Below are 21,810 nucleotides of genomic sequence, written 5' to 3'. Positions count from 1 at the left end.
AAGACAGGGCATGGACGAGTGCGAAGTGATGTGGCGCGTCCCGGCCGACGCGGACGCCGTGATGCAGTTCGTCGGCTGGGACCACCCGCTGCCGGCGGTGGTGCTGAAGCTCGGCGAGGTGACGGTGACGCTCGCGCCGCCGCGCAACCGAGCGGAGGAGTCGGAGTTCGCGCGTTTCCTGGTCAAGCTGGCGGCGGCCGCCCGGGAGGCGGCGAGGCAGGTCGTGTGACCGGCACCACTGTCACAACCGCGCGCGCCACTTCGTCAAGGTTGCTGAAACCGGACGGCGAAAGGGAAACCATGGAAGCGCGCATCAACCTGTTCGAGAACGAGGTCGCCGGCAAGTTCGTCAAGCGCCTGATCGCGGCGTCCCGCCCGATCGAGGAGTCAACACTCCCGAAGGCGACGCAGGAGCTGGTCAAGATCCGGGCCAGCCAGATCAACGGCTGCGGCGTCTGCCTGGACATGCACACGAAGGACGCGGCACACCAGGGCGAGACGGCGTTGCGCCTGAACTTGGTGGCGGCATGGCGCGAGGCAACGGTCTACACCGAGGCAGAGCGCGCGGCCCTGGCCCTAGCGGAGGAGGGCACCCGCCTAGCGGACACCCACCACGGCGTCACGGACGAAACCTGGGCCGAGGTCCGCAAGCACCACGACGACGAGCAGATCGGCGCACTGATAGTCCTGGTGGCGACGATCAACGCCTGGAACCGGTTGAACGTGATAGCCCGCAACCCGGCGGGCGACTACGAGCCCGGAATGTGGAGCTGACGTCGCGGGAGGGGATTCTCGCGAGTCCCCTCCCCGCGCGTGCGTCAGGACTCAGCTAGGCGTACATGGCCAGCCAGATCGCGATGATCTGCTCCGGGGTTCTGCTCGACCTCGGCGTTCCTGCCTCTTAGGTGCACTGAACTGCGGTTTTGTCTGTCATTAGTTCTCGCGGGTGCCCGCCTCTTCCTGACCTCTGACGGCCTGGAGACGGCCTGGCGACCGACACCACACCCTGCCCTGCATCCCGATACGAAGCCAGCACGCGGCCGGTGGTGCCGGGTCAAGACACGCTTTCCCGTCTTGACGCGGTGCTACCGGCCGTTGTCACGATCAGGCGTCGGGATGGAGGTCCCCAACGACGGTGCGTAACAGAGATCGACTCGCAAACGACCGATTGTCACCACGCTCGTAGCTCGTCGAGGAGGCCGAGGATGCCCCAGGGGAGAAGCGTCCCGCCGCCGCGCGGCGCTGCGCCGGGTGACCCGCTGGCGGCCGCACCGCCCGGCCGGCGGGCGAAGCGGAGCGGCAGCCCGCCGTGTCGGAAGCGGATGCGGTCGCCCAGGCGAGGGGCTACGTAGGCGACAGGCGCGCCGCCAGCGGCGGCGCGCCCTTGATTCCATAGAGCCAGATTCGGCAAGCGTCGCTCTTGATTAATACTAGACGCCCACCGCGACGAAAGGTGCCCAGAATCGTGGGTGCGCGAACGGTCTCCGCAAAGCAAATTCTTGCATACTGCTACTTGCAACGCGGCTTTCCATCTTTGATTGCGAGTCAGCGTCTCTTATGCTCCTGTTTGCCGAGAGCCACTTCAGTCGATAATCACCCAGCTGGCGACTAGTCCTTGTCTGCAGCCACACCTGCGCACGGCGTAAAGCTTCTGCTGGCGCCCCTGGAACCACTGCAGTACCGCGCTCAAGCCTGCGAAGTTCCTCATAGAATTTTATCATCAGAAAACACGTCGCAAGATCATTTACCTCCCACAGGGAAGCAATAACACATGCGGATCCCGCCGACAAAATTTCGGACGTCAGCCCAATCGCATCGTTTAAGTCCGCCTTCTGACCAAAGCTAAGCGTGCCAGACTCGCAAGTAGACACTACGACTAATCTACTGTCCAGCACCGCAGAATCGCGAATCCGTCCAGCAGTCAGTGGCCCGTCCGAACAGATTATCGCCGAATCGAGTGGTTCGATTCGATCACTGCGACCGTGGCCTGCAAAGTGAACATGACTCGCCCCAGATGCGAGTTCAAGGAAATTCGCCGCAGTGACCTCCTGGCCAATTAGGACCGAATCGTCGGACAAGGAGAAATACTTGCGAATTGCGTTCACTTCAGTGATGGCGTAGCGCAGGGATCTGCCGGGGATCTCGCGTTCGGGGTCGGCTGCCGCCACGACGTTAACTTGTCGCCCATTGATTCTTTCTGCGCGAGAGTAGCAGCGGCGGATGACTGCAGCTGATGGAGCGACCGTAACGGCAAATAGGTCTGAGAATCTATACTCTTTGCGGGTAATAACTTTTCTTCTCGAAAGGTACACGGCACTATAAGGGATCATTCCCAAAATCCCGGCAGGGACGATGGCGATATTCTTATGCTTGCGCAGTATCAGATTTCTTGCGAGTGAATCGACGAAGGCGTCTCGAAGCAGCCAAGTCGCTTCTGCTATCCCGTCGTCAACTCCGGCCGGATTCGCAGAGGACATGCCGACTAGACTCTCTCCATCGAACCTGGCAACGCACCTGACTATTTCGGAGCTGCCAACCGTGCTGTCCGCTACGCAGACGACCGACGCATCACTCTGTTCACCTTCGCAACTGACCAATAAACATACTGTCCCAGCAGGAGTGGAGACCGGGTATGCTATGGGTCCAAATAGGCGCGCAGCCTCAAAGACTTGCATCAGGTCAACCTCGCCCATAAAATCCTTCATTTTGGGGATTTCACGAATTTCCCTAACGATATCCTCGAATGTTTTAAGGATGTCAACACTGTCGCTCGATATGAATTCGAGCACGCTAACCTTGGTCGTCCTCAAGCGTTGACGGGCGCCAAAGAATCTCTGAGCTAAATCAGCATCGACGGATGCCACATAGTCTAGATCGGCTTCATCACGCGCCATTGCGGAAGCCAAGGTGCGCGCTCGCGCATTTTCCAAAACAAGGATTGCTTGCTGCAGCCTTCCTGCTTTAGTTAGAGCATAGGCGCACCACTCGACAAGTTTCGGGTATATGCTCCAGTCGACGACTCCCGCAGGAGAGTCGAGACTACGGAGTGCGTTATACTTAATAGCAGATACGGCCCGAGAAAAGTACTCGGCACTTTGATTCCAGTCCGCGATCTGTGCATGCTTGCTTCCGAGTCCGACAAGCATTTCGTGCATCAGCGAGTCGACAGGTCGTTCTCTTGATGCGTCCAGCCCTGCCTTCAGGAAGGCGATTTGATCGTCAATTGGATCCTCACGGATTTCCGATACATCAAAAAGTATCTTATATGCAGAAAGGGCACCTCCAGTCTCCGCATAACTGCCAATAGATAGGGCCATCTCTACATCCGCAATAACTTCATCTAAGATTAACCTCTGGCGCTCGTTTGGAAAACCTCTAGTTATTGTCATCGCCCACTCGGGCGGTTCGGTCGAGCCAAATATTTTTGGATTGATGAGCGCTAAATTTGCTCGTTGCACCAGTGTCGCGATCTCCACCGCGACGGCTTCATCAGCGTCGACAACTTCGCCCCCTGAGGTTTCTTCGATCCATACCTTTGCCCTTGTTGACTGTTCAATCGAGCCCTCTAGACGTGCGAGGTCAACAAGTGCTGAAGCACGGTTAATGAGGATTCCGCTTCTACGTTCTTGATTCCCGTATTCGTCGAGCGCGTTATCAATTTCCTTATATTGCCGGATGCTTCTCTGCAGGTTAGCGCGATGCGCCTCTTGCGTTGTGCCTAGCTCCGGCCTTGCGAGGATTCTCGCGAGTTCGGCCGCCGTGAAACTCCATTCGATTACATCCTTAGCGGGCGATCTGATATCAAGCGCAGATATGCACAGCTCCTCAGCTTTCCGAAGGTTCTCGATCCGGTCGCCCAACAATCGGTCGTTGTAAATAATCGCAAGGTTGGTGGAGCATAGAGCCCATTTGTCGGGTTCACCGGCTTGCCTGTAATATTCGGAACACTGCTGAAGCAATGCAATTGCACGCTCTTGGTTTTCGGACGGGTTGCCACGACTGGATCGACTAAGAATAGTCCCCAAGTTCAGGCTAGCTTCTGCGTGAATTGCGAGCGCATCCGGCGTCGTCGCCAATTCCCTCGCGCGACTCAGGTCTTCTTCGGCCGCCGCGCTACTCTCGTCGTCAATGAAACCACTGCTGCCAAGGATTTCCGCACCACGACGTGCATGCAAGGAAGCTAGGTAGATTTGATTTCCGGTAATAAGCGCCAATAGCATTGCACGGTCGTACGTCTCGAATCTCGGTACTCCTGGACGAAGTCGTTCATTGCCCAGATCTTTGAGAGTTTCCTCGATTTGCTCTTGCTCTGCCCGTATCTGACTACCGAAGTTTTTAGTTTCCGTTCTATATTCAGTCCAGGCGGTCGAGACGTCACTTCCGATCGCAACCGCGCGAAACAATTCGATCATGAGATCGATAGATTTGATGAAAACGTCTGGACAGTCAGCCGTGCTTGCTTTATGCGCTTCTAAGTAAGTCACAAATTCCTGCGTAGAAGCTTGTGGATACTTCTGCAGAAGAGCTTCAAGTTCTTCTTGCGAGGTTAAAGTACGAGATTCGTAGAATGGCGGGATGTACTTCTTCCGGGCACTGGCTTGCTGTAGCTGCTCCTTAAAGTCTTCTAATACTTCATGGTCGACATTTGCATTTAAGGCGGAATCCTCGTGCAGCTGCTGCAGTGCGGGCACTGAGGCGTCCAGGCTTACCGCAATCTGGGATAGTGCGCGATCAGCTTGTATCACTAATCCTGGCGGAGGCGGAAGTGGATCATTGATCAAGTACTGTATGAATGATGACTCAAAGACTTCTCCACCTTTTCCTTTGCACGCTAGCACAAAAAGATCGGGATGCGCACCCAGGAGCAACAGAGGCTTTTTGCTGGGAACCAATATACTACACTGCGCGCATACCTTGCCGAGTAAGCTCGCGGAATCGCTGCTAAGCTCGGGATGATGCGCAAGATTCATAACAGTCCACGTCCAGCCGTCAAAGACGTGTCCGCATGCGCACGTAAAAGACTCAACCTCGCGATTTGATTGATCCATCGGGCAACCTAACTGAGCAGCGGCGTATTGCGCTATATTGACTAGGACTGACGCCTGTATTGAGGGGGTTCGACTCGTGGATCGCAATATTATAACCTGGCGCGACGAAGTGCAGAGCCAGCGTTCGGGGTCTGAGCGGACCGAGGAGGAGTCCGCGAAAACCTTGGACAACTACTGGGCCCGGTTGGCAAAATACGTACCAATTGAGGTAATTAGTGCCTACCTGTTAATTAAAGGCGCGCTAGAGTCTGCATATAAGGCAAACGACGCGACTGGTCGACTATTTCTTGCCGGCTTGACGATTTTAGGAATCGCGGGAACATGGTTTTTTGCCAAGCGAGTCCTTGGGGTTATTCGATGGCAGCAGTGTGCAATTAGTTCTTTAGCGTTCCTGGTTTGGGTGTTTGCCACCGGAGGCGTGTTCGCGTCGTTCGCCTGGTACATGCCATGGATGACAACTGCAGCTGTAGTCTTCTTTGGTTTCACTGCAAAAGTTGTTGACCTTCCACCTTTGCCTACGACGGAAGGCTAACAGAGTAGTAGTCGACCAGAATCAATTTATGTAAAGTAGGTTTCGTTTGCTTCATTCAACCCATGGGTAATGCGTAGCCGTATCGTAGGGTGGATCGAAAGATGAGTTAGATCACCTTTGGTCACCCAGAGGACTTCAGCACTTTCATTGCTGGTCTTAAGTCGTCCACCAGTCGGATTCGCCCGGAAGCAGATGGAGAACTCCTGACGTATCTCACCATCGTCGTAGGCGATGACGTGCTTGGGATCGGAATACAAACCGATTACGCCTATGACTTCACATTTGATGCCGGTTTCCTCTTGGACCTCTCGAACAGCAGCTTCGGCCAGAGTCTCGCCGAGCTCCAGTTGGCCGCCCGGGATGGAGTACAGGTCGTTGTCCGTGCGCCTGATCATCAAGATCCGGCTCTCGTCATCCTGAATAAACACTGAGACCGCTACCGCGATGCTATTCGCCTTAGGTGCATTCGGGTCGTTGTAGTAGTCGACTCGGGTCATGCTGCCTCCTCAGAAGGTGGCCGGCTTGGCGAGGTTCCAGACTGACTCGAAGCTCTCCGAGTACGTCTCGAAGAGGTCCCCGGCGGACAGTCTCCGCAGGTGGAGTGACGGGGCGTGGGCTCCCTGAAACCCGTACACGTGCGTGTTGATGATCATCTCGTCGTCGAACCGGAAGATCGAGTTGTAGAGCGTCGTGTTGTGGAACCGCATCTCCACCCCGTCGACTCCGACCAGTGGCCGGTAGGACGCGAGCGCGTTGCGGATACGTGCCGCGAGCGTCCCGTCGCCCAGCTGCTCTTCCTCTCCACGCAGGGCAACACTGTCCCCCTCGGGGTCTCCGAACATGACCCGGATTCGAGCGCCGGCCGCTGCCTTGGCCGTCAAGTCCTTGATAAACCGCGGGCGCTCCACCAGGAACAACGCCGCGTGTACCAGGATCTCGACGGTCTCCGACGCTTCCTTGATCAGCCGGTCCCACAGTTCGACGGGGACGGCATTGCGATGCGGGAAGACCTGCACAAGCTCGGCGGCGGCCGTCTCGGCCTTGCGCTCCGGGGCTACCGAGTCCGGCCACAGGTAGGTCTCTGACTCGCGCGCCATGGCGGCGATCTTGTGCCGGTGCTTGGGGTACGGCGTCCGGTTCTTGGTGATCCAGCGCTCGACGGTCTTCTGATCGACGCCGACCGCCTTGGCGACCTGCTCCAAGGTCAGGCCGTTGCGTAGCAGCGCGTCACGCAGGCGTTCATTCGGCATCGGCACCCCTCGGGACGTGTAGGGACGTCTTCGACGGTACCAGGGACGTCCCGAGATGTCCTGCCACGTGGTGATCACGTCCCGCGTTTTGGCGGAGATTGGGTGTCAGGTTGCCGGGGCAGGCCCGGTGCCAGGACACCGAGGAGGACTCGTGACGACTGAAACGACTGGCCGGCCGGCTGGCTCGGACAAGCGGGCGGTACCTCGCCGACGTGCGGCGTAGGCGCGGCGTGGCATGCGCGACACGGTTCAGATCCACGTCACGGCTGATCTGCCGATTCGTGCTCGGGCGCTGACGTACGCAAACCGCGCGGAAGTTCGGTTCGGCAAGGCGTTCCCGGTGGTCCTGCTCGTGGACTCCGACGCCATCGCCGTACTGCGGAGGGAACTGGACAAGGTGAGCGCGGCATTGGACGCCGCAGCGGCACGAGGCGGAGAGCCGCCGGAAGCTACCAACTAGCAGACGACACAAGGGATTCAGCATGGCTATCGACAAGGGACACCGGTTCGGCATCGACTTCGACGACGCGTTCACGCAGGGCCTCGTCATGGTGGGCGAAGTGTCGCCCGACAACGAGTATCAGTCGCGGGAGGACCGGGCCGCCAATCGCCCGGTGCGGCAGCGGGTTGACGAGGTGACCGGTAAGCGGCAGTGGAAGGTCATGGTCACTGACCCGGCCGAGACGCGGGCGAAGCGGGCGTCGTTCGAGATCACGCTTATCGCCGACGTTCAGCCGGTGCCGACGACCTCGGAGGCGCTGCCGGGGATGCGGCCGATCGAGCTGGATGGCCTGACGGCGGAACCGCGCGTGGCGGGGCAGGGCGAGTTCAAGTACCAGTCCTACGTGTTCCGCGCGACCGGATTCAAGCAGGCCGCGAGCAAGTCGTCCCGGTCCAGCGGATCCGGTGAGACGCCGAAGGCCGCGTGACAGCGATGAGCTTCCGCGAGCAGGTCGAGGCGTGGGAGCGGGCGTATCGGGACTACATGGCCGCCTGGGAGCACGGCCGTGCGGTGCTGTCGCCGATAAGTGCCACCAATACGGCGAACGCTGCTCGGCGGGTGTCGCGGGCGTGGCACGAGTTGGCGCAGGCGCGCGGGTTGCCGTGGTGGTGTGTGGCCGCGTTGGAGTCGGCGGCCGAGGGGTTCGCCGAGTTGGCAAGGGATTGGGCGAGTGAAGCAGGACACGGCGGTGATGGACGGCCTGGGAGTGCGCTGGGCGGTGGGTCCGGGTATCGAGGTGACGGTGGAGGAGACCGGCCCGGAGCAGTCAGCCCCGCCGGTCCTAGTGCTGGTCGGCGCGCCCTTCGTGCTGACACTGGTACCGCCGCAGGACCAGGAAGCGTGGCCGGAATGCGTGGCGTTCCTGCGCCAGCTCCGCGACCACGCCGAGGAACTGGCGGCGCTGCTGGAAGCCCGCGCGGAAAGGCGTGACGGTGCGGAAGGCTGAGCCGAAGACGCTGTGGGAAGCGCACGAGGTCGTGATGGAACGTCGGCCAGCGAACAACGCGAACCCGTCGGTCTGGCTGGCGTTCCGGCTCGGCAACGCGCGGCTGTACAAGGCGATCGCGGACGTCGACCGGGGTCATCACCACGAGGCGCTGTACTGGGCCGGGTACGAGGAACGGCAGGCGGGTGAGATCTCGGCCGAACTGCAAGCGGAAGGCAAGGTCGCTGATTAGTCGCATGTAGACGACGAGAAAGTCAACAGTAGAAGCGAAAAACGCACGCTATGACGTGCGGCGATGAAGCACGTCCTGATGTGGGTGCGTGTGATCCGTAAGGCGCAGAAGCGGAACCTGGCTACCAACCTTGCCGCTCCTGCGCTGTCCACAACCAGCGGAAGTGAACAATGACAACGCTAAACGATGACAACGGGCGAGCGTCAACGGGGGTCACCCGAACGCGCTGCGCCTCCTGCAAACGCTTCGCGAAACTGCTGCCGGGCGAGACCCAGTGCGCTCCCTGCTTGGGAATGCTGCCGCTGGATCTCCGTGTGAAGCGGGGTGGTCGGTGATGTCTCCCGGCTTCGCGGTTGTCGCCCTGGCTGGGCTGGGGCTCGGTGTGTGGGTGCTGCACAAGATTGGTCGCGCCCTGGCGTCGGCGGTCGAAGGTCTGGCTGCGGCGGCAGTGGTGTTCGTGGCGCTGTGGTGGCTCGGCAAGGCCGTGGTGTGGATGCTCGCGCAGGTCGTGACGCGGTGGCGGACCAGCCTCGCCATCGTCGCGGTCTACACCTGGTGCCAGCTCCTCGGCTGGCTCTCGCTGGCGATCCTTATTGCCAGCATCGCGGCGGTCCTGGTGACGTGGTGGGCGATCGACGGAGTCTCGTTCGACCAGTGGTGCTGGCGGTTCCTGCGCTCCTGGTGGGCCCGGTGGGCGGTCTATGGGCGGAAGCTGCCGGAGTGGCTGCACGCCTGCGGCCTGTCGGTGCGGGACGAGGCGTTGCCGGTGGTGGTGAACGTGAACCTCGTGGGCCGCCGACGCGCCCTTTCCCGCTCCACATCAAACCGGGCAAACGCGCGGATACCCAAGGTGCTCGGTGTCCGATCGGGCGCGTCGTGGGACGAGGTGCGGGTGGAACTGGTGCCCGGGCAGAAGCCGGAGGACTTCGACGACGCCGCCCGGGCCTTGGCCGTCGCACGGAAGGTGACTCGCTGCCAGGTCCGCGAGCTGGCCCCGAACGTCGTGTCGATCGACTTCCAGCGGCGTGACCTGCTCGGCGGCGGAGTGGCCAGCCCCCAAGTCCCCGACGGTGTCGACGCGACCGGCGTGGACTTGCGCAATGTCTGGGCGGGGCGGACCGAGTACGGGCGGGACTGGCGAGTGCCGCTGCTGGGCTCGGGTGCGCACTGCCTGACCGCTGGTGCCTCGGGCGCGGGCAAGAACTCGGTGATGTGGTGCCCGCTTGTGGCGGCGGCCTCGGCGATCCGCGCTGGGGTGGTGCGCATGTCCGGGATCGACCCGAAGGGCATGGAACTGGCCTATGGGCGCGGGATCTTCTCCCGCTATGCCGTGGGTGGCAAGGACGCCGTTGAAGTCCTCGATGGCCTGGTGGAGGAGATGGAATCGCGCAAGCGCGCGTTCGCTGGTCGGCTGCGGACGATCCCGGTGTCGACGGAGTATCCGTTGGAGTTGCTGGAGTTCGACGAGATCGGCGCGCTGACGAAGTACACGGATCGCAAGACTCGTGAGGCCATTGTGGAGCGCGTTGCGCTGCTGACCACTCAGGGGCGGGCGTTGGGGATCTCGGTCCGTGGCTACGTGCAGGAGCCGACCAAGGACACCGTCCCGGTCCGGGAGCTGTTCACCCGGCGGGTGTGTCTGCGGGTCACGTCCAAGACGCACGTCGGGATGGTCCTGGGCGACGGCGCTTATGAGCGCGGTGCGTGGGCGAACCGCATCGGTGACTCCGAGGCCGGCGTGGGCTACGTCTGGGGCGAAGGTATCCGCGAGCCGCTGCGTATCCGGGCTGGGTGGGTGTCCGACAGCACGGTGAAGGCGCTGGAGGCGTATGTGACCAATGGGGGTGTCGCGGATCTGCGGCACGGCGGTGAGGGGGTGGCCGCGTGAACCGGCTGATGATTTTCCTCGACGCCATCCGTGACCACCTGGACTCGTATCAGCTGCCGCCGGCCGCGTCGGTCGACGTCAATGCCTGGTCGAGTCCGATCACGGTTCAGCTCGACGTGGACGGCCTGCCGAAGGTGTCGCGGGCGTTGCTGGTGTGGAGCCATACGCTCGAGGACGTGTCGGCTCGGCTGTGGCGACTGTGTGACGGCAAGTGGGTGTACGTCTCGATCAGTGGCCGGACGCCTTGCGGCATTCCGGTCGTGGTGTTCGGCGTCGTCCGGTTCGAGCCGAGCACCTTCCCCGACCTCCCGGCCGGAGCGAAGCAGGACATGCCCGTCTACCTGCTGCGTGGCTGGGCTTCGCCCGGGGAGGTGGCGGCCTGATGAGCGAGACCCGCGCGGAACGGATGCGGACACCGCTGGCTGCTGACGTGATCCGGGCGACGGCGGAGAAGCACGGGGTCTGCGTCCGTCCCTTCACCATGGAGGTCGGAGACACGGAGACAGGTGAACTCCGCTACGTCCCGGTTCCTTGCGGCTCCACCGTGGAATCGGTCTGTCTGCCGTGTGCTCGGAAGGCGAAGGCGCTGCGGCAGGCGCAGTGCCGCGAGGGCTGGCATATGACCGAGGAACCGAACCTGACCGCCGAGCCGCCCTCAGAAGATCACAAGGAGCTGCTGACCTACCGCGCCGACCTGGTCGCGGCCTACAGGGAGGTCGTCGAACACGACCAGGCGGAAGCGGAGGAACTGCGGGAGGAGGTCGCCGGGGTTGATTCGGAACTTCGGCAACTTGGGATGCGGGGTCGCCTGCCCGCCCTCGACGTGCCGACCAAGCGGGCGGTGAAGCGGTCGACTCGGCGGCGGCAGGACGCGCCGAACCTGCCTAGGCGGAAGGTCGCGAAGACCACCGTGGGCCGGGAGTACGCGGGGAAGTTCCGGCCGTCGATGTTCGTGACGCTGACCTGCGACACCTACGGCCCGGTCCGTGATGGGGCACCGGTCGACCCGTCCCGGTATGACTACCGGCGGGCGGCTCGGGACGCGGTGCACTTCTCGGCGCTGGTGGATCGGTGGTGGCAGAACCTGCGTCGGGTCGTGGGCTGGGATGCGCAGTACTTCGCCACGGTCGAGCCGCAGAAGCGGGCGGCTCCGCACCTGCACGCGGCGATCCGCGGGGCGATCCCGCACGACGTTATCCGGCAGGTCACGGAGGCGACGTATCACCAGGTCTGGTGGCCTAACCACGACCAGGTCGTCTACGTCGACCGGCTGCCCGTCTGGGACGGCGACACTCGGGCGTTCCTCGACCCGGACACCCGCGAGCCGCTGACCAGCTGGGACGACGCCGTGGACCAGGTCGAGGACCCGGCGCACGTGGTGACGTTCGGGCGGCAGGTGCACTCGAAGGGCATCCTCGGCGGGACCGAAGAGGCCGGCCGTCACATCGGCTACCTGACCAAGTACCTCACCAAGTCCACCGGTGAGGTGGTCGAGGCGGACACGGCGCGGCTGCGGGATCACCACGATCGACTGCACGCCGAGCTGTCGGTGACGCCGTGCTCGCCGCGCTGCGCGGTCTGGCTGCTTTACGGGGTCCAGCCCAAGGGCGCGGGCAGCAAGACCACGCCGGGGCACTGCAAGGGACGGGCCCATCGGCGGACCACGCTCGGGCTGCCGGGGCGACGGGTGCTGGTGTCGCGGAAGTGGTCGGGCAAGACGCTCGACGACCACAAGGCCGACCGGAAGGCGTTCGTCACACAGGCGTTGGCGGCGATCGGGATCGAGAAGCCGCAACCGGATCCGACCCGGCTGGTCTGGCGGAAGGTCGAGCCCGGAGACCCGCACGTCCCGCCCCGGCCGCACCTGGTCATGCGGGCGATCGCCGAGCGGATCACGTGGAGGGCCGAGTACGACCGGGCACTACTTGCCGCCGCTGGGCCACCGGGGAGTGATCCAGAAACTTCGGCAACTCAGCTCGCAGCGTGACAAGGGGGAGCACATGAACAACGTCCACAGCATCGAACGCCTCTGGTCCGTCGAGGACGTCTCGGACTACCTCGGCGTTCCGGTCAAGACCCTCTACCAGTGGAAATGGCGTGGCGAGGGTCCGCCGGTAAAGAAGATTGGCCGGCACCTGCGCTACAACCCGGCCGCCGTGCGGGCCTGGGCCACCGAAGCCGCATAACCAGTTCAAGAAAGGAGAGTCCACATGGGACACATTCAGGACAGGTGGTACCGCCAGGCGCGGCACCCGGAAACCGGACGGCTGCTCTTCAACGACAAAGACAAGCCGGTTATGGAGCGGTCCGAGCTGTACGGCATCGGGCTGCGGTACAAGGTGCGGTACCTCGATCCAGACAACAACGAACACTCGAAGTCGTTCGCGGATAAGCAAAAGAAGCGCGCCGAAGACTTCCTGATCGAGGTCGAGTCGGACAAACGCGAGGGCAAGTACGTCGACCCGCAGGCCGGCCGTGTGCTGTTCCCGATCGTCGCGGATCGGTGGGTCGCTGCGCAGACCTTCGACCACACGACCCGGGAACGCGTGATCAGTCGTCTCAACAACCACCTCAAGCCGTTCTTCAAGGCGAAGACCATCGGAGCGGTCAAGCCCAGTGACGTCCAAGCCTGGCTCCGCTGGCTCCAGGATCGCGGCGTGAGCGCGCGCTCTCGGGTCCTGTACTTCACCCACCTCGTGTCCATCCTCAGCTTCGCCAAAGAGGACAAGCTCATCGTGAGCAACCCGGCCCAGGCGCCGAGCGTGACTCGGCCTCGGGTTAGCCACCAGCAGGTACAGCCTTGGCGTCCGGAGCGGGCGCAAGCCGTCTTGAACGCGCTACCCGTCCGGTTCAAGCCGGTCGTCCGGATTCCCGCCGGGATCGGTCTCCGGCAGGGGGAGGTGTTCGGGTTCTCGCTGGATGACGTCGACCGGGACCGGAACGTCGCCCAGATCGAGCGGCAGGTCCGGATCGTCGACAACGTCCTGTGCTTCGCACCGCCGAAGCGGGGCAAGACGCGTGAGGTGCCGATCGGTGGCGAGCTGCTGTCCGCGCTGGACGAGTACGCCGAGCAGTTCCCGGCGACCGAGATCACGCTCCCGTGGGTCCATCCCGAGGGCAGGCCGGTCACCGTGAAGCTGCTCATGGTCGACTACGACGGGTTGCCGTTCCGACGAGGCGGCTTCCGGCTGAGCGTTTGGCTACCCGCGCTCAAGAAGGCCGGCATCGAGAAGCCGACCCGGGCGGACGGGATGCACGCGCTCCGGCACCTCTACGCCTCGGTGCTGCTCGACGCGGGCGAGTCGATCAAGGCCCTGTCCAGCTACCTCGGCCACTCGGACCCGGGCTTCACGCTGCGCGTCTACACGCACCTGCTCCCGACCAGCCATGAGCGGACCCGCAACGCCGTCGACGCCCTGTTCAGAGACGGCCTGGCGGCGGCCTGAAGAAGATCCACAAGGGTAAAACCGCAGCTAGGCGTACATGGCCAGCCAGATCGCGATGTAGTGGCAAATCGCCGCCAGCACGGTGCACGCGTGGAAGTACTCGTGGTACCCGAACGTATCCGGCCAGTGGTTCGGCCACTTGAAGCCGTAGAACGCCGCTCCCAGTGTGTAGAACAGGCCGCCCACGCACAGCAGCACCAGCGCCGCGACTCCGGCGTGGGACAGCAGTTCCGGGAAGACGAACACCGCCACGTAGCCCAGTGCGATGTAGATCGGCACGCCCAGCCAGCGCGGTGCGTGCGGCCACAGCATCTTCAGCGCCACGCCCAGAACAGCGCCGCCCCAGACGATCGACAAGACCACGTAGCCCGTGGGCTTGGGCATCGCCAGCAGGGTGAACGGGGTGTACGTGCCCGCGATGAACAGGAAGATCATCGAGTGATCCGCGCGCTTCATCCACTTGTACGCGCGGGGGCTCCACAGCCGGCGGTGGTACAGCGCGCTCACGCCGAACAGGCCCAGGATCGTGAGGCCGTAGATCGACACCGCCAGGGTGGCGATCGCGGACACTGTGGACGCGGCCAGGGTGATCAGCGCGGCCGTCGCCGCGAGGGCGCCGAAGAACGTCCAGAAGTGGATGTGGCCCCGGAGTCGGGGGCGCAGGTCCACTACGGGCTCTGGGGGTTCGGTCTGCACACTCACTCAACCAGGTTAGGGGACCGTGGGTTCCCGGGCAGCGGTCAAGTCACACGCCTCACACCGGGTGCGTACTCTTCCTCGACGTGAGTGTTCGCTCCTTCTTGTCCGACGTCGTGTACAGCGCCTACGGCAGGCGCCTCATCCAGCAAGCCCGCGGCCGGCATCCCCGGCACATCGCCATCATGCTCGACGGCAACCGCCGGTGGGCGCGTGAAGCGGGCTTCGCGGACGTCGCGGACGGCCATCGGGCCGGCGCGAAGAAGATCGCGGACTTCCTGAGCTGGTGCCACGAGGCCGACGTCGAGGTCGTCACCATGTGGCTGCTCTCGACCGACAACCTCAACCGCGACCCGGACGAGCTCACACCGCTGCTGAAGATCATCACCGACGTCACCGACGAGCTCGCCGCGCCGGGCACGCAGTGGCGGCTCCGGATCGTCGGGGCGCTCGACCTGCTACCCGCCGAAGTCGCCAAGCGACTCAGCGAAGCCGCCGCCCGCACCGAAGGGCGCACCGGCATGGAGGTCAACGTCGCGGTCGGTTACGGCGGGCGCCAGGAAATCGCGGACGCCGTGCGCAAGCTGCTGCTCCACCACGCCGACGAGGGCACCAGCATTCACGAGCTGGCGAAGATCCTCGACGTCGACCACATCTCCGAGCACCTCTACACCTCGGGGCAGCCGGATCCGGATCTCATCATCCGCACTTCCGGAGAACAACGCCTTTCCGGATTCCTGCTCTGGCAGTCCGCGCATTCGGAATTCTGGTTCACCGAAGCTTATTGGCCGGCATTCCGCCGGGTCGACTTCCTGCGGGCGATCCGCGACTACGCCTGGCGGCACCGCCGGTTCGGTTCCTGAGCACCTCGGAAACGGCGAAAAGCCCCGGAGCGGACTCCGGGGCCTTGCGCGCGACCTGACTCAGTGGTGGTGGTGCTCCAGCGAGTGCAGCACCAGCGCCGGCGAGGTCAGCACACCGGCGTAGGCACCGGCGACCAGGGACGCCGCGCCGTAGCCGAGCGCGCCGCCACCCTCGATGAACGTGGCGTAGGCGTCGCCGAACGACGGGTCCGGGGTGTAGCCGTGGTCGTCCGTCGTGGCGGCGAACGCGGTGCTGCCGATCATCATGAGGCCCGCAGCGGTGGCGGCCACGAAACCAGCCTTCTTCAGCACTTCGCACACTCCTAGGTAGAACTGTTGGGATCCGGGGCACCGGCGGACCGGTGGTGTGTCCCGCAGTCAAAAAATTACTCGCTTATCGGGCTTCTCGTACGTCTTGTACGCCCATTGTGTGAGCCCGATGCAGGGCCTTTCACTCGGTACGGTTCTCTCTCCGCTACGCAAAATGCATTCCTCAGCCGAACGTGGTAGAACCCCGAAGCCGATCTTGTAAATACGCCGAGTCAGTGAATTGACCAAGATCATTCGGGTGGGTGAGTATCGATCGAGACGGCGACTACCCAGAGCCACTGTCACCCGGCGTTGATGTCGGACGACCGACAGTGAGGTGACGATCTGGCGAATCACCGGGTTGGCTTCCTGCGCGATCACCGATTCGTAGGTACCTTCCGAGTTGAGGGCACGCGATCCGTGCGGGTCCTCGCGGGAGGCCCTGGTCGTGACGGTGATCGAGGGGGCGGCGCAGCCGCCCACGAGACGCACGAGGGGGCCGGCACCCGGCCCTCGTGGCCGCGCCGCCTGACAGCTCGTCAGGCGGAGTGGTCCAGCCAGGGAGGTGCCCGGCCCAGCGAGTGCGGGCGTGAGGTGCACACGCCCTCGAGGGAGATGCCGTCGTGACTGCGCAGCGTTTACCCCGTAAGGCCTCTGGCCGTTCTTCGACCGGTGCCGTTCCTGGCCCGGAGAAAGCCTCGACCTCGCCACAAACCCAGCAGCACATGTACGTGCTCGACACGTCGGTCCTCCTGTCGGACCCGTGGGCGGTGACCCGGTTCGCCGAACACGCAGTCGTGCTTCCGCTGGTCGTCATCAGTGAACTGGAGGCGAAGCGCCACCACCCGGAGCTGGGCTGGTTCGCCCGGGAATCCCTGCGCATGCTCGACGACCTGCGCCGGCAGCACGGCAGGCTCGACGCGCCGCTCCCCATCGGGGACCACGGCGGCACGCTGCAGGTGGAGCTGAACCACTCGGACCCGACGGTGCTCCCGATCGGGTTCCGCACGGACTCCAACGACCACCGGATCCTCGCCTGCGCGCTCAACCTGGCGGCGGAGTTCCCGGCGGTCACGCTGGTGACCAAGGACATCCCGCTGCGGGTCAAGGCCGGGGCCGTCGGCCTCGAGGCGGACGAGTACCGCGCGCAGGACGTCACGCCATCGGGCTGGACGGGCATGGCGGACGTGGACGTCGAGCACGAGGTGCTGGACACGCTCTTCAGCGGCGGCACCGTCGACCCGGTCGAGTACGGCCTGGACGAGCTCGCCGAGCTGCCCTGCCACACCGGGCTGCGGCTGCTCGCGGGCAGCTCCAGCGGGCTCGGGCGGATCACGGCCGACAAGCGCATCCGGCTGGTCCGGGGCGACCGCGAGGCGTTCGGCCTGCACGGCCGCAGCGCCGAGCAGCGCATCGCGCTCGACCTGCTGCTCGACGCCGACGTCGGCATCGTCTCCCTCGGCGGCCGCGCCGGCACCGGCAAGTCGGCGCTCGCGCTGTGCGCCGGGCTCGAAGCCGTGATGGAACGCCGGCAGCACCGCAAGGTCGTGGTGTTCCGGCCGGTCTACGCGGTCGGCGGCCAGGACCTCGGCTACCTGCCCGGGTCCGAGAGCGAGAAGATGCAGCCCTGGGCGCAGGCGGTGTTCGACACCCTCGGCGCGCTGGTCAGCCAGGAAGTCCTGGACGAGGTGTTCGACCGCGGCATGCTCGAGGTGCTGCCGCTGACGCACATCCGCGGCCGCTCGCTGCACGACGCGTTCGTCATCGTCGACGAGGCGCAGTCACTGGAGCGCAACGTCCTGCTGACGGTGCTCTCCCGCCTCGGCACGGCGTCGCGCGTGGTGCTCACCCACGACGTCGCCCAGCGCGACAACCTGCGGGTCGGGCGGCACGACGGCGTCTCGGCGGTGATCGAGAAGCTCAAGGGCCACCCGCTCTTCGCGCACGTCACGCTGACGCGCTCGGAGCGCTCTCCGATCGCCGCCCTGGTCACCGAGATGCTGGAGGACCACGGCTGAGCTTGAAGGTCCGTGAAGGCCTCCTTGCCGGCTCTTATGGCCGGTAAGGAGGCCTTCACGGCGTTTACCAGCCCGAGGGGAGCGGGCGGCCCTCCGCGAAGCCGGCCGCCGACTGGACGCCCAGTACCGCGCGCTCGTGGAACTGCTCCAGGGTGCGCGCGCCCGCGTAGGTGCACGAGGACCGGACGCCGGAGCCGATCGAGTCCAGCAGGTCCTCGACGCTCGGGCGCGCCGGGTCGAGGGACATCCGCGACGACGAGATGCCCTCCTCGAACAGCGCCTTGCGTGCGCGGTCGAACGAGCCGTCCGTGCGCGTGCGGGCGCCCACCGCGCGCTTCGACGCCATGCCGAACGACTCCTTGTAGGGCCGGCCCTGCTCGTCGAACCTCAGGTCGCCGGGGGATTCGTAGGTGCCGGCGAACCACGAGCCGACCATCGCCGCGGACGCGCCCGCGGCCAGCGCCAGCGCGACGTCGCGCGGGTGGCGGACGCCGCCGTCGGCCCAGACGTGCTTGCCCAGCTCGCGCGCGGCGGCCGCGCACTCGGCGACGGCGGAGAACTGCGGGCGGCCGACGCCGGTCATCATCCGGGTCGTGCACATCGCGCCCGGCCCGACGCCGACCTTGACGACGTCCGCGCCGGCCTGGATCAGGTCGCGCGTGCCCTCGGCGGTGACGACGTTCCCGGCCACCACCGGGACCTGCGGCAACACCGACCGGACGGCCTTCAGCGCGGCGATCATCTTCTCCTGGTGGCCGTGCGCGGTGTCGACGACCAGCACGTCGACGCCCGCCTCCAGCACGGCCGCGGCCTTCGCGGCGACGTCGCCGTTGACCCCGACGGCGGCCGCGACGCGCAGCCTGCCGCCGTCGTCGACCGCCGGGGTGTAGATGTCGGCGCGCAGCGCGCCGACCGCGGTCAGCACGCCCGCGAGCCGGCCGTCGGCGTCCAGGCCCAGCGCCAGGTGGGCGCCCTGGGCGTGCAGCAGCTCGAAGACGTGCCGCGGCGGCGTGTCCAGCGGGACGACGGCGGTCGGCGGCTGCGCGACGTCGGCGAGCCGCGCGAAGCGGTCGACGTTCGCGCACGCCGCTTCGGTCACGATGCCGGTCGGGCGGCCTTCGCCGTCCACGACCACGACGGCGCCGTGGGAGCGCTTGTGGACCAGGTTGAGGGCGTCGGCGACGGCGTCACCGCCGGTCAGCACCAGGGGCGTGTCCCAGACGGTGTGGCGGCTCTTGACCCAGCCGACGATGTCGGCGACGGCCGCGCTGTCGACGTCCTGGGGCAGCACCACCAGGCCGCCGCGGCGGGCGACGGTCTCGGCCATCCGGCGGCCGGCGACGGCGGTCATGTTCGCCACGACGATCGGGATGGTGGCGCCGGTGCCGTCCGCGGTGGACAGGTCGACGTCGAAGCGGGACTCCACGTCCGAACGGTTCGGCAACAGGAACACGTCGTCGTAGGTCAGGTCGTGGGCGGGCCGGTGGCCGTCGAGGAAACGCACGAGTCCCCAGGCTACGTGGCTCGGCGGGAGACGGCGAACGCGGCCGGGTGCGTGGGAGGATCAGGGCATGAGCCGCCGCGACCGGGACGCCGAGGGGCGAGCACGCAACGCACGGCCACGCGACGGCCTCGGCCGCCCGCTGCCGTACGGCGCCGACGGCGTCGAGCGGCAGCCGGAGGGCATCGTCCGGACCCCGGCGCAAACGCTTGCGGAAGCCCAGCACCTGCTCGACGACGGCAAGCCGTTCCACGCGCACGAGGTCTTCGAGGACGCCTGGAAGACCTCTGACGGCCCGGACCGCGAGCTGTGGCGCGGCCTCGCACAGCTGGCGGTCGGCCTGACACACGCGGCACGCGGCAACACGTCCGGAGCGGCATCGCTGCTGGAGCGCGGCGCGGCGAACATCGAGCCGTTCCGGAGCGAGCCGCCGCACGGGATCGACGTCGCCGGGCTGCAGCAGTGGGCGCGGAACCTGGTGGAAGAGGCGAAGCAGCGGGTCCGGGTGGAGCCCGTCCCGCCACGGCTGACGTGCTGACCGCCCTGGGAGCCACGCGCTCGGCTACCTCTTCGCCCGGAAGCACACTTCCTGAGGCGGCACTTTCACGTGAAAGTGCCGCCGCTTCTCAGGGCTGGTCCCAGCCGCTCGAAGCGGACTTCTCGGCGCCGAGCTTCGTGCCCTCGCCGTGGCCCGTGTGCACCTTTGTCGCGTCCGGGAGGGTGAACAGCTTCTCGCGGATGGACTTCACGATGGTCGGGTAGTCCGAATAGGACCGTCCGGTGGCGCCGGGGCCGCCGTGGAACAGGGTGTCGCCGGTGAACAGGACGCCCAGCTCTTCGGCGTAGAGGCAGACCGCGCCCGGTGCGTGGCCCGGCGTGTGGATGACGCGCAGGTCCGTGCCCGCGATGGTGATCGTCTGGCCGTCCGCGAGCTCGCCGTCCGGTGCGCGGTCCGGGTGCGTGAGGTCCCAGACGACCCGGTCCGCCGGGTGCAGCAGGATCGGCGCGCCGGTGGCTTCGGCGAGCGCTGGGGCGGCGTTGACGTGGTCGTTGTGCGCGTGCGTGCAGACGATCGCGACCAGTTTCCGGTCGCCGACGACGTTCTCGATCGCCTTCGCGTCGTGCGCGGCGTCGATCACGATCACCTCCGCGTCGTCGCCCACGATCCACACGTTGTTGTCGACGTCCCAGCTGCCTCCGTCGAGCTCGAAGACGCCGGAGGTCACCAGGTTCTGCACGATCGCGGTCATGCGGCAGACCCTAGTGGGCTGTCGCCGAGCCGATGGCATACCGGCGGTATCTACTTTCGGGTAAGGTTACCGCCGGTAAGTACGCTACGAGGGGAGCACGCGATGACCCACGACCTGCTGGCCGAGCCGCTCAAGCTGCGCTGCGGCGCCGTGCTGCCCAACCGGCTGGTCAAGTCGGCGCTCAGCGAGCAGCTCGGCGACCGGCGCAACGCCCCGACCCGCGAGCTGGCCGAGCTGTACCGGACCTGGGCCCGCGGCGGCGCCGGCGCGCTGATCACCGGCAACGTCATGGTCGACCCGAGCGCGCTGGGCGAGCCGCGCAACGTCGCGCTGAGCCCCGACCCCGGCGTCTACCGGCCGTGGGCGCGGTCGGTCGAGGGCACCGGCACGCAGCTATGGGTGCAGCTGAACCACCCGGGCCGGCAGAGCCCGCGCTACTTGTCGCGGCAGCCGGTCGCGCCGTCCGCCGTGCCCTTCGGCGATCGAGGCGTGCGTACCGCCTTCGCCGCTCCGCGCGCCCTGTCCGGCGAAGAGATCGAAGCGATCATCGAACGCTTCGGCGTCGCGGCCCGCACGTTCGTCGACGCGGGCTTCGCGGGCGTGCAGATCCACGGCGCGCACGGCTACCTCGTCTCCCAGTTCCTCTCGCCGCTGACCAACCGGCGGACCGACGCGTGGGGCGGTGACGCCGCCGGTCGGCGGCGGTTCCTGCTCGAGGTCGTGCGGCGCGTGCGGGACGCCGTCGGCGACGACGTCCCGGTGTCGGTCAAGCTCAACAGCGCCGACTTCCAGCGCGGCGGCTTCACCGAGGACGAGTCGCTCGAGGTCGTCCACGCGCTCGGCGAAGCCGGGCTGGACCTGCTGGAAGTCTCCGGCGGCACGTACGAGAAGGCCGTGATGATGGGCTCGGGCCGGGCGAGCACTCAAGCGCGCGAAGCGTACTTCCTGGACTACGCGGCGAAGGCGCGCAACGTCTCCGACGTCGCGCTGATGGTCACCGGCGGTTTCACCACGCCCGGCGGGATGGCCGACGCGCTCGGCTCCGGCGAACTCGACGTCATCGGCCTCGGCCGGCCACTCGTCGTCGACCCCGGGCTGCCTGCCCGGTTGCTGGCCGGCGAGGACGTCGAGGCGCAGCGGCGCTGCCCGAAGACCGGCATCCGGCTGGCCGACAGCCTGCTGGAGATCCAGTGGCACACCCGGCAGATGCACCGGATCGCGTCCGGGCGGCCGGTCGACCGGCGGGGTGCGGCGCTGACGCTCGTGCAGGCCGGGGTCACCGACGGGCTCAACGCGTTCCGCCGCGTCCGCGGTTAGCCGGCTGGAGCC

At 65.4% G+C, this 21,810-nt stretch carries 23 protein-coding genes; 16 read left to right on the top strand and 7 right to left on the bottom strand.

All coding sequences use genetic code 11. The features are described 5' to 3' along the window. Positions 1 to 10 precede the first annotated feature (10 nt). Together OG439_RS31485 and OG439_RS31480 are read left to right on the top strand one after the other, a co-directional pair. The gene (locus tag OG439_RS31485) at positions 11 to 229 is read left to right on the top strand and encodes a hypothetical protein (protein WP_247057662.1); all 219 of its coding nucleotides are present in this window, start codon (positions 11 to 13) and stop codon (positions 227 to 229) included. Positions 230 to 300: 71 nt separating this feature from the next. Then, positions 301 to 774 carry a carboxymuconolactone decarboxylase family protein gene (locus OG439_RS31480; protein ID WP_326951661.1) on the top strand — a complete coding sequence of 158 codons (474 nt, stop codon included), beginning with the start codon at positions 301 to 303 and terminating at the stop codon, positions 772 to 774. 656 nt (positions 775 to 1,430) lie between these two features. On the opposite strand, the gene OG439_RS31475 is transcribed toward OG439_RS31480, so the two are convergent. Next, positions 1,431 to 4,691 carry a CHAT domain-containing protein gene (locus tag OG439_RS31475; RefSeq protein ID WP_326944356.1) on the bottom strand — a complete coding sequence of 1,087 codons (3,261 nt, stop codon included), beginning with the start codon at positions 4,689 to 4,691 and terminating at the stop codon, positions 1,431 to 1,433. 433 nt (positions 4,692 to 5,124) lie between these two features. On the opposite strand from OG439_RS31475, the gene OG439_RS31470 reads away from it, so the two are divergent. After that, entirely contained in the window at positions 5,125 to 5,580 is a 456-nt protein-coding gene (locus OG439_RS31470) for a hypothetical protein (RefSeq protein ID WP_326944355.1), read from the top strand. A gap of 26 nt (positions 5,581 to 5,606) precedes the next feature. Here the strand turns inward: OG439_RS31470 and OG439_RS31465 are convergent, their stop codons facing one another. Then, complete coding sequence (locus OG439_RS31465; RefSeq protein ID WP_326944354.1) at positions 5,607 to 6,077, bottom strand: NUDIX hydrolase; 471 nt, start codon at positions 6,075 to 6,077, stop codon at positions 5,607 to 5,609. Between the two features lie 9 nt (positions 6,078 to 6,086). Continuing rightward, a complete protein-coding gene (locus OG439_RS31460) occupies positions 6,087 to 6,830 on the bottom strand; it encodes a DUF5919 domain-containing protein (protein WP_326944353.1) in 744 nt (247 codons plus the stop codon). A 235-nt stretch (positions 6,831 to 7,065) separates the two neighbouring features. Here OG439_RS31460 and OG439_RS31455 point away from each other — a divergent pair, with 235 nt between their 5' ends. The 9 genes from OG439_RS31455 to OG439_RS31415 all read left to right on the top strand — a co-directional run bounded on the left by OG439_RS31455 (position 7,066) and on the right by OG439_RS31415 (position 13,844). Next, a complete protein-coding gene (locus tag OG439_RS31455) occupies positions 7,066 to 7,290 on the top strand; it encodes a hypothetical protein (RefSeq protein WP_326944352.1) in 225 nt (74 codons plus the stop codon). 22 nt (positions 7,291 to 7,312) lie between these two features. After that, positions 7,313 to 7,759, top strand: a complete 447-nt coding sequence (locus OG439_RS31450) for a hypothetical protein (protein WP_326944351.1) — start codon at positions 7,313 to 7,315, stop codon at positions 7,757 to 7,759. 243 nt (positions 7,760 to 8,002) lie between these two features. Further along, a complete protein-coding gene (locus OG439_RS31445) occupies positions 8,003 to 8,278 on the top strand; it encodes a hypothetical protein (RefSeq protein WP_326944350.1) in 276 nt (91 codons plus the stop codon). Next, on the top strand, positions 8,259 to 8,510 hold the full coding sequence (locus tag OG439_RS31440; RefSeq protein WP_326944349.1) for an AMED_5909 family protein: 252 nt from the start codon (positions 8,259 to 8,261) through the stop codon (positions 8,508 to 8,510). The genes OG439_RS31445 and OG439_RS31440 overlap by 20 nt, the downstream gene beginning before the upstream one ends. A gap of 334 nt (positions 8,511 to 8,844) precedes the next feature. After that, entirely contained in the window at positions 8,845 to 10,398 is a 1,554-nt protein-coding gene (locus tag OG439_RS31435) for an FtsK/SpoIIIE domain-containing protein (protein ID WP_326944348.1), read from the top strand. After that, on the top strand, positions 10,395 to 10,781 hold the full coding sequence (locus OG439_RS31430) for a hypothetical protein (protein ID WP_326944347.1): 387 nt from the start codon (positions 10,395 to 10,397) through the stop codon (positions 10,779 to 10,781). The genes OG439_RS31435 and OG439_RS31430 overlap by 4 nt, the downstream gene beginning before the upstream one ends. Then, positions 10,781 to 12,385: a replication initiator gene (locus tag OG439_RS31425; RefSeq protein ID WP_326944346.1), complete on the top strand. Its 1,605-nt coding sequence runs from the start codon at positions 10,781 to 10,783 to the stop codon at positions 12,383 to 12,385. The genes OG439_RS31430 and OG439_RS31425 overlap by 1 nt, the downstream gene beginning before the upstream one ends. Before the next feature lie 13 nt (positions 12,386 to 12,398). Further along, positions 12,399 to 12,584: a helix-turn-helix domain-containing protein gene (locus OG439_RS31420; RefSeq protein ID WP_247018703.1), complete on the top strand. Its 186-nt coding sequence runs from the start codon at positions 12,399 to 12,401 to the stop codon at positions 12,582 to 12,584. A 24-nt stretch (positions 12,585 to 12,608) separates the two neighbouring features. Then, positions 12,609 to 13,844, top strand: a complete 1,236-nt coding sequence (locus OG439_RS31415) for a tyrosine-type recombinase/integrase (protein ID WP_326944345.1) — start codon at positions 12,609 to 12,611, stop codon at positions 13,842 to 13,844. Positions 13,845 to 13,871: 27 nt separating this feature from the next. Here the strand turns inward: OG439_RS31415 and trhA are convergent, their stop codons facing one another. Continuing rightward, positions 13,872 to 14,513, bottom strand: coding sequence for a PAQR family membrane homeostasis protein TrhA (trhA, locus tag OG439_RS31410; protein ID WP_371827657.1), 642 nt, complete (start codon positions 14,511 to 14,513; stop codon positions 13,872 to 13,874). A 113-nt stretch (positions 14,514 to 14,626) separates the two neighbouring features. Between trhA and OG439_RS31405 the strand changes: the two genes are divergently transcribed. Then, the gene (locus OG439_RS31405; RefSeq protein ID WP_256475555.1) at positions 14,627 to 15,403 is read left to right on the top strand and encodes an isoprenyl transferase; all 777 of its coding nucleotides are present in this window, start codon (positions 14,627 to 14,629) and stop codon (positions 15,401 to 15,403) included. 60 nt (positions 15,404 to 15,463) lie between these two features. On the opposite strand, the gene OG439_RS31400 is transcribed toward OG439_RS31405, so the two are convergent. After that, entirely contained in the window at positions 15,464 to 15,715 is a 252-nt protein-coding gene (locus tag OG439_RS31400; protein ID WP_326944344.1) for a hypothetical protein, read from the bottom strand. 722 nt (positions 15,716 to 16,437) lie between these two features. On the opposite strand from OG439_RS31400, the gene OG439_RS31395 reads away from it, so the two are divergent. Then, a complete protein-coding gene (locus OG439_RS31395) occupies positions 16,438 to 17,730 on the top strand; it encodes a PhoH family protein (protein WP_247057643.1) in 1,293 nt (430 codons plus the stop codon). A 64-nt stretch (positions 17,731 to 17,794) separates the two neighbouring features. Here the strand turns inward: OG439_RS31395 and OG439_RS31390 are convergent, their stop codons facing one another. Continuing rightward, the gene (locus OG439_RS31390) at positions 17,795 to 19,234 is read right to left on the bottom strand and encodes a GuaB1 family IMP dehydrogenase-related protein (RefSeq protein ID WP_326944343.1); all 1,440 of its coding nucleotides are present in this window, start codon (positions 19,232 to 19,234) and stop codon (positions 17,795 to 17,797) included. 67 nt (positions 19,235 to 19,301) lie between these two features. On the opposite strand from OG439_RS31390, the gene OG439_RS31385 reads away from it, so the two are divergent. Beyond that, the gene (locus OG439_RS31385; RefSeq protein ID WP_326944342.1) at positions 19,302 to 19,769 is read left to right on the top strand and encodes a DUF309 domain-containing protein; all 468 of its coding nucleotides are present in this window, start codon (positions 19,302 to 19,304) and stop codon (positions 19,767 to 19,769) included. Positions 19,770 to 19,857: 88 nt separating this feature from the next. Here the strand turns inward: OG439_RS31385 and OG439_RS31380 are convergent, their stop codons facing one another. Continuing rightward, positions 19,858 to 20,481, bottom strand: a complete 624-nt coding sequence (locus tag OG439_RS31380) for an MBL fold metallo-hydrolase (RefSeq protein ID WP_326944341.1) — start codon at positions 20,479 to 20,481, stop codon at positions 19,858 to 19,860. Between the two features lie 102 nt (positions 20,482 to 20,583). Between OG439_RS31380 and OG439_RS31375 the strand changes: the two genes are divergently transcribed. Then, the gene (locus tag OG439_RS31375) at positions 20,584 to 21,798 is read left to right on the top strand and encodes an NADH:flavin oxidoreductase/NADH oxidase family protein (protein WP_326944340.1); all 1,215 of its coding nucleotides are present in this window, start codon (positions 20,584 to 20,586) and stop codon (positions 21,796 to 21,798) included. The last annotated feature ends 12 nt before the right edge of the window (positions 21,799 to 21,810 follow it).

Origin of the sequence: Amycolatopsis sp. NBC_01307 (genome assembly GCF_035975215.1) — a bacterium.
In the GTDB taxonomy this organism is placed as follows: domain Bacteria; phylum Actinomycetota; class Actinomycetes; order Mycobacteriales; family Pseudonocardiaceae; genus Amycolatopsis.
Note: the sequence above shows the minus strand (reverse complement) of the source record. Positions and strands in the feature narration are given on the sequence as shown.

Bases quoted from the DNA above. Each gene is read 5' to 3' on its own strand.
- OG439_RS31385 (WP_326944342.1), top strand. From the start codon at position 19,302: ATGAGCCGCCGCGACCGGGACGCCGAGGGGCGAGCACGCAACGCACGG.
- OG439_RS31450 (WP_326944351.1), top strand. From the start codon at position 7,313: ATGGCTATCGACAAGGGACACCGGTTCGGCATCGACTTCGACGACGCG.
- OG439_RS31480 (WP_326951661.1), top strand. From the start codon at position 301: ATGGAAGCGCGCATCAACCTGTTCGAGAACGAGGTCGCCGGCAAGTTC.
- OG439_RS31435 (WP_326944348.1), top strand. From the start codon at position 8,845: ATGTCTCCCGGCTTCGCGGTTGTCGCCCTGGCTGGGCTGGGGCTCGGT.
- OG439_RS31455 (WP_326944352.1), top strand. From the start codon at position 7,066: ATGCGCGACACGGTTCAGATCCACGTCACGGCTGATCTGCCGATTCGT.
- OG439_RS31460 (WP_326944353.1), bottom strand. From the start codon at position 6,830: ATGCCGAATGAACGCCTGCGTGACGCGCTGCTACGCAACGGCCTGACC.
- OG439_RS31415 (WP_326944345.1), top strand. From the start codon at position 12,609: ATGGGACACATTCAGGACAGGTGGTACCGCCAGGCGCGGCACCCGGAA.
- OG439_RS31420 (WP_247018703.1), top strand. From the start codon at position 12,399: ATGAACAACGTCCACAGCATCGAACGCCTCTGGTCCGTCGAGGACGTC.
- OG439_RS31485 (WP_247057662.1), top strand. From the start codon at position 11: ATGGACGAGTGCGAAGTGATGTGGCGCGTCCCGGCCGACGCGGACGCC.
- OG439_RS31395 (WP_247057643.1), top strand. From the start codon at position 16,438: ATGTACGTGCTCGACACGTCGGTCCTCCTGTCGGACCCGTGGGCGGTG.
- OG439_RS31465 (WP_326944354.1), bottom strand. From the start codon at position 6,077: ATGACCCGAGTCGACTACTACAACGACCCGAATGCACCTAAGGCGAAT.
- OG439_RS31425 (WP_326944346.1), top strand. From the start codon at position 10,781: ATGAGCGAGACCCGCGCGGAACGGATGCGGACACCGCTGGCTGCTGAC.
- OG439_RS31380 (WP_326944341.1), bottom strand. From the start codon at position 20,481: ATGACCGCGATCGTGCAGAACCTGGTGACCTCCGGCGTCTTCGAGCTC.
- OG439_RS31375 (WP_326944340.1), top strand. From the start codon at position 20,584: ATGACCCACGACCTGCTGGCCGAGCCGCTCAAGCTGCGCTGCGGCGCC.